Genomic DNA, 9,640 nt, shown 5'->3' on the forward strand with positions numbered 1-9,640 from the left:
AGACAAAAGCTGACCTACTGTTTACACTGACTAAATATATCTAAACTGCTTTGGTACTCACGGGTTTCTACCTCCATCATGCCTAGCACCGAATGGAAAAGGTTATCGTGTGAATATGGATGACTCTTAGCCGCTTTTTCTAAACAGGCTGCATTAATATTTTTTGACTCTTTAAAGCCAGGTGACATCCACAGCATAAGAGGCACTTGAGTTTGATAGTCAGGGGCAAAACGATACGGCATACCATGTAAAAACATGCCATTCTCACCAAGGGACTCTCCGTGATCTGATATGTAAATAAGTGCTGTATTATAATTTTTTTCTAGCTTTATTAACGTGGCAATCGTATTACTGAGCACATAGTCTGTGTACAAAATAGTATTGTCGTATGTGTTAACAATTTCTTCTATGGAGCAGTTTTCAATATCGCTTCTGGGGCAATCAGGGGCAAACGTTTTCATCTGTTCAGGGTAACGTTTGTAATAGGTTGGCCCATGGCTTCCTATAAGATGAAGCACAATCATTCGATTACCATTAAGAGAGCTTATATCTTGCTCAAATGTATCTAATAAGGCCATGTCGAAACATGTGGTCCCATCGCAAAACTCGTTAATTTCGGCACGTTCTATGGTGACCTTATCAATACGGGCTGCAACGTTTTTATCACCGCCATCATTTTCCTTCCACAATAATGAAATACCGGCACGCTTTAACACATCTAACAAATTATCTTGGTTATCAGCAATACTGCGATTGAACTCTTTTCGAGTCATATTAGAAAACATACAGGGAACAGAAACCGCTGTTGCTGTGCCACATGAACTTACGTTTTGGAATGAAATGATATCAAGCCCACGGGTATATTCATTCGTTTTTCGCGGGTAACCGTTAAGTTCAATATTTTGCGAACGGGCTGTTTCACCGATAACCAGCACCGTTAATGTCGGTTTGGTTTCGGCCATGATAAGCGCTGAATCTGCCTGCTTGGCATCTAAGCCAATTTGGCGATACACGAAAGGCTCAGAAAAATAAGTGTCTTTAATATATCCAACTGAACTGTAAACAAACTGCGTCGGGATCACTAACTTTTTCAGATAGCGATTGTTACGCCCAACAGATGAGTAGTCTTGGTAGTAAAGTGCTGCAATAACCGCGATAACCATTAATGACAGCAGCATAGAGGTTACTTTCATCATTAGCATTTTCGCTGGGCTTTGCTTTATTCCTACAGGCACCATGAACACAATCAGTGCAGGTATGATCCCCATCAAAAATACCCAAAGCGTTGAGTAAGCGCTAAAGTAAGACCCTGCCTCACTGGTATCTGTTTCCGCTATATTAACTATCATATTGTAGTCAAATAGCGCGCCATAATTATAACCGGCGTAACTCACCATACTGGAAAGTATTAATAAGATAATAAAGAAGGGTTTGGCTACAATTGGCCAACTCAGTAAGTTAAAAACAAACACTAACACTGAGCAAAAAAATACCGGCAATGAAACAACAAAACCGAATTTAACACCATCAATTTGATTTAATACTTTATATAATTCAGCATATATAGGGATATTAATAACTAATGAAAAATACAGGGCCAGAGCAAAGCTAAAAAATGCGTAGGATATGCCGGAACGGAATAATTTACTGAAAGCAAGTTTCATATAACATCCCGTTACCTATAGAACGAATAGAGATATTGTTCTAACCTTTTATCACTCAAGCTCCTTCTTAAAGTCACAATACCTCCACGAGATTCAAGTATTAAAAGATTAAAAGACAAATGAAGCTCTTAGCCCCACAAAAGTACCTTTACCTTCATCGACTCTAATAACCGGTGACAAAATATACTGATCAGTTATATATGCACCGACGGCAGAGCCAAGGGCATGGGATGCAGCGTCTAACAATGCATTTTCAGCCGTATTTTCATCACGGCTGTATTGGTACAGTTCCGCCAAGCCGCCAGCGACAGCACTAACGGTAAACCCCACCCAGGCACGATTCTGTTCAGGCCAGTAGTAATCGCTTACAACCACCATTGCTCCTGCCGCGACCATGCCTCCGGCAAAATGGCTCACCTCACTACTAAAGCTGTTGTTACCTTGCGCCTTAGTATCGAAGGAAAAAAGTAACAGGCCCAATATGAATACAATTCGTAGCATTATCATTCTCTTTATCGTCTGTTTGTTTTGTCATTTTATGCTCTGTGTACAGTGTAGCAGCTGATAAGTAGATTGAATTTAGTTACACAAATAGGGGCGATTCACATAATAAATCATTCCCCGCCTCCCATACTCAGCAAAACAAACTAACCTTTATTATTACCAACCAATGATAGTCAAAGACATGGTGAAACTCGCAGGGTTCAAGTTGAAAGCAATGGCGACATTACTGTTATCAACACTTCCATTCACTTGCGCTGCAAGCTCTGGGCTCGAGTTTTCCTATGGCTATATTCCGGCAAAAAATGAGCGCTACGATTCAGGGGCAAGCTGGCGCTTATCCTACTTACAAGGTATAGACACAACCGATACCTTCTTAGATAACTACGGTATTGGGTTAAGGCTTGAGTTATCAGTACAGCGCTGGGAGGACAATTCCCCTAAGAGCAAGCATGAGAGCAATCATGTTTTTAGCCTTAATCCCATTTTTCAGTATCAATGGCACTTTAAACCAATGAGCCTCTACCTAGAGCTAGGGATCGGTGTCGCTTACGTCAATAACACCCTATATCTAGACCGTGATTTAGGCTCCAACTGGCTATTTGAGGATAAGCTCGGATTAGGACTAATTGTGAATAAGCATCATAGAATAGGCTTATCTTATAGCCATTATTCGAATGCAGAGCTTGCGAGCGCCAATGATGGTGCAGACTTAATCGGTATCAGTTACGGCTACACTTGGTAGGTACGCTTAAGTAGATAGATATGATTAAGTAGATATGCTTTAGCTGGTAAGCATTCTTAAGTAGACAGGTATGCTTTAGCTAGTAAGTATTCTTATAACAGATAGGTATACTTTAGTCGCTACCCCATTAAAACGAATGACCGTTTCACCTAGCATCCATTACTCTCCCCAAAGTTTATCGTTTACAAAAATATTGATAACAGCTTTAATAACAAGAAGATAAGCGATAGTTAATATCAAAATCACGAGTAACAACATGCCTAATCATCAATAATCTGCAATCTAAAACGCTGCCATCTATCTTGAATAACACCGAGCGTTAGACTTGTATTACTTGCTTAACCCACTGTAAAATAGTTTAAAAAATAACCATTACTATTTGAACCAGTGCCATTTAAACCTGTGCTATTAGCACCAGTGTAATTTGAGCAGTAGCTATTTTAAGCAATAGCTACTTTAAGCAGTAGGTATTGAAACAATACTTTCGCCGCACTTATGCAGCACTTAATAAAACATCCATCATCGATGCAGCCAATAATTGCATCGATACAAAATCGAAAAATAATTAATCTCTCAAGGAACCGAGAAGTAATATGAAACCCATTCAGTTAATCTTAGCCATTATCACTATGGGGCTTGCCGCCCCCGCCTTAGCCAGTGAAACAGGGTTAGATCTCACCCATTCTAGTATCGGTTACGCCTCGTTAGTGATATTTGCTCTGGCTTATTGTTTAGTGATGGCAGAGGAATACCTACAACTGCGCAAGTCTAAACCCGTACTATTAGCTGCTGGGTTAATTTGGCTGATGATAGGATTTGCCTATCAACAGCAGGGACAAACAGAGGTTGCCAAGCAGGCTTTAGAACATAACTTACTCGAATACTCTGAGTTATTGCTGTTTTTGTTAGTCGCCATGACCTATATCAGCGCCATGGAAGAAAGGCGCTTATTTGATGGTCTGCAAGCATGGATGGTCAGCAAGGGCTTTAATTTCAGAACTTTGTTTTGGTTAACCGGATTACTATCCTTTGTTATCTCGCCAATAGCCGATAACCTGACCACAGCATTATTAATGTGTGCCGTTGTCATGAAGGTCGGTGGCAGTAACATTAAATTTATTAATATTGCCTGTATCAATATCGTCATCGCCGCAAATGCTGGCGGTGCATTCAGTCCATTTGGTGATATCACCACCTTGATGGTCTGGCAAGCTGGCCTAGTCAATTTTATGCAGTTTACCGATTTGTTTATTCCTTCTCTGGTGAGCTACCTCGTGCCAGCCACAATCATGTCTTTTTTTGTACCGCTAACCAAACCTAACTTACCCAATGAACATGTTGAGCTTAAACGAGGCGCAAAGCGCATTGTGGCACTATTTATTCTCACCATCGCCACAGCCGTCAGTTTTCATGCCTTGGTACATTTCCCCCCCGTTATTGGCATGATGATGGGATTAGGCTACTTACAGTTTTTTGGTTTTTTTCTACGCAAAACCCTGCCACGCTCACTAGAGAAAAAGAAAGCCAATGCCATTGCTAATCATGATGAGGCAGCCCTGAAACGATTAGGATCTGTTGTACCATTTGATGTATTTAAACGCGTCTCTCATGCCGAGTGGGACACCTTACTGTTTTTCTACGGGGTCGTTATGTGCGTAGGAGGCCTTAGCTTATTAGGCTATCTAGGTGTAGTGTCTGATGTGATGTATAACCAGTGGGACCCTGTCTGGGCTAATATTATGGTCGGAGTGCTATCGGCTATTGTTGATAATATTCCGGTGATGTTTGCAGTACTGACGATGCAGCCCGAGCTGAGCTTAGGAAATTGGTTACTGGTAACACTCACTGCCGGTATTGGTGGCAGTATGCTCTCTATCGGTTCAGCGGCAGGTGTGGCGCTGATGGGGGCTGCACATGGAAAATATACATTCTTTGGTCACTTAAAATGGATGCCAGTTATTGCATTAGGGTATGCGGCAGGTATTGTGTGCCACCTTCTGCTCAACAGCCATCTGTTTTAAGGTTTGTGTATTAACTGCACATGATAAAGCTCGGCTAAAGCCGAGCTTTTAGGTGCTAGAAACTATGCAAGAACCTATGCTAGAAACATTAACGAGAATCATTAGCTAGAAACTAATCTGAGAAACTCATATTAGGAACTATGGTAAAAACATTAGTGAGTAACATTGGCAGGCCTCTCAAGCACAGCCCTCATAATGGTTAATATGTGATATTTAGTATGTGATATTAGCCGTGATTTGCTTAGCGAGTGTTAACAGCAAGCTTCTCATCTGGGTTACTGATTGCGAGTACCCGTCTGCTTCTAATGGCTCCTCAAAGGTGAAAGCTTGCTCAATACTTTGAGCCCCCTTTGATTCAGTTCCCATTTCAGAACTGTTGTTATATTGATAGCGCCCAGACAACACCACCTTAGATTGTGCTGTCACGTAAAAATAATCGATTTGGATTGATAGATGGGCTTGCTTATTGGTCTCGCTCACTTTTGCTGTGCTGACAAATTTGAGCGTGTTGCTTAAAGCATTTAAATCAAGCTGCAACGCTTTTAAGGTTTCATCGGCTAATGGTTCGGCCCACATATGAAAACTGGCATAGTTTAGTTTGTGCTGATTAATTTGCATCACAATATAAGGAGAGTTTAAGTACTCAGCCAACTGCACCGTAAGCTCAACGTTGGCTTTTTCACTTAGCTCACCGCGCTTGCTTAAGTCAAGTGCCGCAACGCCAGCTGACGTGTAGCTATTTAATAGGTAATAACTGCTAGTGTTTGACGCTGAACTGCAGCCAGTAAGAAACAAGACTGCGCCGATTAAACTGATTAAAATGAGTCTCATTGGTTAACCTCTGAATATTTTTTTGGCTCTTCGTCTTGGCTGCCAGAATCAAATATGAGCCCATTTGGCTTATGCTTTAGCTGCTCGAGTAAAGGCTTAAGCTCATACATCACATCTGAAATACTCTTCATCGCTTGCTGTAACTGCCCATAGCCTTGAGATCCTGAAGAGAAATCCTGACTCAGCGTAGCAAAACTCTCTAATGCAACTCTTAACTGCTTAACTAAACCTTGCTGCTCAGCACTGGCCAAGAGCTTATTTAGGTTTTGGCTCGTATGCTGTAACTCGCTAAGCAGACTAGCAGCATTAACTAATGTGACATTAGCATTACTTGTCATCTCATCTAACGGTAACCCATTGAGATTATCGACAAACAGCTCAACCTTATCAATTAGTTGTGAATACTGATCTTTAACCGTTGGGATCACAGCATACTTTTTATAGGTTTCAAGCTTCTCGATTCGTGGTAAATCAAAATGCTGCAATTCAACAAACAGGCTTCCTGTTAGTAAACTGCCTGTTTTCAAGCTGGCCCTTAACCCCTCTTGGATCCAGAGCGTATTATGCTGCTTCATCAAGGCAACGCCTTGCTCATTATCAGGTAAGCCTATTCGCCCCGGCTGAATACTGAGGAGTACCGGAATTCGAACATTATCACTGTACAAAGCGCTTGGATCTGTCGTGATTAACTCAACCGAAGACACCTCGCCGACAGTCACGCCACGATACTCCACTGGTGCACCGACACTTAAACCTCGAATCGTATCACTCACTAACATCACATATTCTAATGAGTATTTATAGCGCGCATTACTCGCCCCTTGATAATCGGAATAAACTTCAAAGGAATCGAGTTCGGTAATTTTAGCGCCTAATGGCATTCCCTTTGGTATGCCAAAGGTCACCCCATTCGTTAATATGGTTTGAATACTGCCCGTTTTAAGTGAAATCCCCTCGGCATTGAGGTCGACAACTAAACCGCTGGCATCCCAAAATCGGGTGTTACTTGTGAGTAGCTCATGATATGGCGCATGAATAAACGCATTGTAATAGATGGCGCGATCTTTAATATTAAAGTGCACCTCTTCAATTTTACCGACGGTTAAGCCTTTATAAATAATCGGGTCGCCCTGGGAATAAGCAAATTGCTTATCACTGTTTAAGGTGACATGTAAGCCAGGCGTTCCCTTGGGGGTTATCGGGGGAGAGTTAAGCGCGGTAAATTCACTGCTACGTTGCTCAGATAAGCCCGGCGAAAGCTCAATATACACACCGGATATTAATGTATCCAAGCCCGTAACTCCTGACAGGGCAATTTGAGGGCTCACCACCCAAAACTTGCTGTCTTTCACCAGCATTTTTTCAGTATCGTTTGACATTCTTACTGTCACAATAACGCCATCATCTTGCTCATTGAGCTTAATGGTTTCAACTTCACCAATAGTGACCGATCTGGATTTTATTTTTGTTTTTCCAGCTTCCATCCCCTCAGCCGAATTAAACAAAATGGTCACAGCCGGACCTTGGTTACTGAGGTGGTAATACACCATCCAGCCACCAATCAACAGCGCGACTATAGGTACGAACCAAACCTTAGAGATTGTTTTCACCGTTTTAATCTCTGCATCAAGGGGCTGTTGTGATTTCATAAATGTTGATACTCGTTATAAATTAATTTCGGCTCAAAGCTCATTGCAGCCAACATCGTCATGATCACGACAGCAGAGAAAGCTAGGCTAGCGGGCCCAGGTATAATGCTTATAGTATTACCAAGCTGAACCAAACTGGTTAGTGTAATCACCACAAATATATCCATCATAGACCAGCGACCAATAAACTCTGCTGCGCGGTACAAAAATATACGTTGATGCTCTAATCGACCAGAATGAGTCTGTACGCTGTAATTTAACCAGATAAGGATGACAATTTTGGTGATGGGCACCATGATGCTAGCAATAAACACTACGATAGCAATAGGATATGACTTATCTTGCCAAAGTAATAACACACCACCAATTATGGTATTAGGCTCACTTTGACCTAAAAACTCAGTGTTCATGATTGGCAATAAGTTAGCTGGAATATACAACAAAATAGAAGTAATAATAAACGCCCAGGTTTTTTGGATTGATAGGCTGTTAGCTTGCTGTTTATCGCGACCACCTTTTACTTGTCTCTCAGTCTCTGGCGCGTCTAATTTTGCCCCCACTAACTCTGATCCCACTAACTCTGACTCCACCAGCGTTAATTCTATTCGCTTAGCTTTAACTGACTCAGCTTTAACAGACTTAGCTGCAGCAGACTCTGCCACTTGCAGCAGCTCTTTTGCTGTTAGGCTCGTGGCTATCGCTTGATAAAATACTCTTTTATCTAAGTGTAATAATGCCGCTGTCATTGAAAGTGAAAATAAGATGAATGCAAAATAGGACGTGCCCAAGCCAATTTCTGCTATCGAAATGATTTTGACAAAGCTCACTAAGGTGCCAATTAAAAATATTTCAACCATATTCCAGGGGATCAATTTGAATATAACTCTTGTGAGCATAAGCCCGTGAGCAGGGTAGCGACCTTGCCTGAGAAAAAAGATTAAATAGCTAAGAGACATCAAAATAAAACTAGGAATAACAAACACGCTAATAACTTCGATAATGGCAAGCCAAGCATAACCATTTTCAACAAGAATACTCACACTGTCCAGGAGCTTAATGCTATCCCCCAGGCCATTATATTCAAATGAAATAAACCCAAATGGAAATGATAGTAATAAAAAAATTAAAGCAGAAATGGCAAATGCAAACACACGTTCTAAGGAGTTTGTACGTTTAGCGGTTAAAAGGTAACCGCAACGTGGGCAAAGTGCTTTTTGGTTTTCGGCTAATCTGGGGATCAACACGGTAAGATCACACTCATGGCAAACATCGGTTTCATCTAAACTATTGTTTTCATCTTTCTTAATGACCATATAGTTAATCAAACCTAATTAAGGTGTTTTGACTTAAGCGGCAGGAAAAGTCTAGGCCAAAAGTTTACAACTCAGCATAACAATACTCAAGTCAATAAATGAAGTGGCACTTTGATTATAGGCAGAGGATCAAATATAACCACTTGATGTATAAGCTCAGATATCGCTGCCAGAAACAGCAGACACTTTACTTATTCATTGTCTATTCATTGGCTATAGGTTGATTTATCACTGTTCACCATAGAGAATAACACCTAGTTTGAGTTGGTTATTCAATAGCACACATAAGGAGTATCTGTTAAATGATGACAAAATGGGCGACACGTTTTTTGCAGATGGCCGAGCTTGTAGCATCTTGGAGTAAAGATCCCTCCACTCAAGTAGGTGCGGTGATCACCGAAGATAACCGAATTGTCTCCTTAGGTTTCAACGGTTACCCACATGGGATCTCCGATAGTGCCGAAACTGACAACCGAGAGATGAAGCTGCTAAAAACCCTCCATGCAGAAGAGAATGCCATTCTCTATGCTAAGCGTGATCTCAGCGGCTGCGAAATATGGGTGACTCACTTCCCCTGCCCTAATTGCGCAGCAAAGATAATCCAAACTGGATTAAGCACAGTACACAGTCCAAAACCAAGCGAAGATTTCCTGTCACGCTGGGCTGAAAAGATTCAAATAAGCCAAGATATGTTTGACCAAGCCGGCGTTAACGTCGATTGGATGCAGCAGTAATATAAAGGCAGAGTAAACTGACAAAAAGTCGACTCTGCCTTTATCTTCATCAGACTACACTGCTTTATCATCAACAAGATAAGTACAGCTTTATCATCAGCAAGGTAAGTACTGTTTTATCACCAGCAAAATAAGTACTGTTTTATCACCAGCAAAATAAGTACTGTTTTATCACCAGCAAA

General features: G+C 41.3%; 8 protein-coding genes. 3 read left to right on the top strand and 5 right to left on the bottom strand.

Features of this window, described 5'->3' with window-relative positions; translation table 11 throughout:
• Positions 1-14: 14 nt before the first annotated feature.
• Together ACVBIU_RS13220 and ACVBIU_RS13225 are read right to left on the bottom strand one after the other, a co-directional pair.
• A complete protein-coding gene (locus ACVBIU_RS13220) occupies positions 15-1,664 on the bottom strand; it encodes a phosphoethanolamine transferase (protein WP_447163993.1) in 1,650 nt (549 codons plus the stop codon).
• Between the two features lie 108 nt (positions 1,665-1,772).
• Positions 1,773-2,165 (bottom strand): hypothetical protein, encoded by a 393-nt coding sequence (locus ACVBIU_RS13225; RefSeq protein WP_447160676.1) that lies wholly within the window; start codon positions 2,163-2,165, stop codon positions 1,773-1,775.
• Between the two features lie 217 nt (positions 2,166-2,382).
• Between ACVBIU_RS13225 and ACVBIU_RS13230 the strand changes: the two genes are divergently transcribed.
• The gene (locus ACVBIU_RS13230; RefSeq protein ID WP_447160675.1) at positions 2,383-2,910 is read left to right on the top strand and encodes an acyloxyacyl hydrolase; all 528 of its coding nucleotides are present in this window, start codon (positions 2,383-2,385) and stop codon (positions 2,908-2,910) included.
• A gap of 593 nt (positions 2,911-3,503) precedes the next feature.
• Positions 3,504-4,931, top strand: a complete 1,428-nt coding sequence (gene nhaD / locus ACVBIU_RS13235; protein WP_447160674.1) for a sodium:proton antiporter NhaD — start codon at positions 3,504-3,506, stop codon at positions 4,929-4,931.
• 213 nt (positions 4,932-5,144) lie between these two features.
• Here nhaD and ACVBIU_RS13240 read toward each other — a convergent pair whose 3' ends face one another.
• The 3 genes from ACVBIU_RS13240 to ACVBIU_RS13250 are packed head-to-tail and all read right to left on the bottom strand — an operon-like array spanning position 5,145 to position 8,724.
• A complete protein-coding gene (locus ACVBIU_RS13240) occupies positions 5,145-5,762 on the bottom strand; it encodes a PqiC family protein (protein ID WP_447163994.1) in 618 nt (205 codons plus the stop codon).
• Positions 5,759-7,411, bottom strand: a complete 1,653-nt coding sequence (gene pqiB / locus ACVBIU_RS13245) for an intermembrane transport protein PqiB (RefSeq protein ID WP_447163995.1) — start codon at positions 7,409-7,411, stop codon at positions 5,759-5,761. The genes ACVBIU_RS13240 and pqiB overlap by 4 nt, the downstream gene beginning before the upstream one ends.
• Positions 7,408-8,724, bottom strand: a complete 1,317-nt coding sequence (locus ACVBIU_RS13250; protein WP_447163996.1) for a PqiA/YebS family transporter subunit — start codon at positions 8,722-8,724, stop codon at positions 7,408-7,410. The genes pqiB and ACVBIU_RS13250 overlap by 4 nt, the downstream gene beginning before the upstream one ends.
• Positions 8,725-9,026: 302 nt before the next feature.
• Here ACVBIU_RS13250 and ACVBIU_RS13255 point away from each other — a divergent pair, with 302 nt between their 5' ends.
• Positions 9,027-9,458: a dCMP deaminase family protein gene (locus ACVBIU_RS13255; RefSeq protein ID WP_439268041.1), complete on the top strand. Its 432-nt coding sequence runs from the start codon at positions 9,027-9,029 to the stop codon at positions 9,456-9,458.
• Positions 9,459-9,640 lie beyond the last annotated feature (182 nt).

It is taken from the genome of Shewanella sp. 30m-14 (assembly GCF_052977125.1).

What these genes read in the sequence shown, in the direction of transcription:
- ACVBIU_RS13220 (WP_447163993.1), bottom strand. Translation starts at nt 1,664, where the DNA reads ATGAAACTTGCTTTCAGTAAATTATTCCGTTCCGGCATATCCTACGCA.
- ACVBIU_RS13225 (WP_447160676.1), bottom strand. Translation starts at nt 2,165, where the DNA reads ATGCTACGAATTGTATTCATATTGGGCCTGTTACTTTTTTCCTTCGAT.
- ACVBIU_RS13230 (WP_447160675.1), top strand. Translation starts at nt 2,383, where the DNA reads ATGGCGACATTACTGTTATCAACACTTCCATTCACTTGCGCTGCAAGC.
- nhaD (WP_447160674.1), top strand. Translation starts at nt 3,504, where the DNA reads ATGAAACCCATTCAGTTAATCTTAGCCATTATCACTATGGGGCTTGCC.
- ACVBIU_RS13240 (WP_447163994.1), bottom strand. Translation starts at nt 5,762, where the DNA reads ATGAGACTCATTTTAATCAGTTTAATCGGCGCAGTCTTGTTTCTTACT.
- pqiB (WP_447163995.1), bottom strand. Translation starts at nt 7,411, where the DNA reads ATGAAATCACAACAGCCCCTTGATGCAGAGATTAAAACGGTGAAAACA.
- ACVBIU_RS13250 (WP_447163996.1), bottom strand. Translation starts at nt 8,724, where the DNA reads ATGGTCATTAAGAAAGATGAAAACAATAGTTTAGATGAAACCGATGTT.
- ACVBIU_RS13255 (WP_439268041.1), top strand. Translation starts at nt 9,027, where the DNA reads ATGATGACAAAATGGGCGACACGTTTTTTGCAGATGGCCGAGCTTGTA.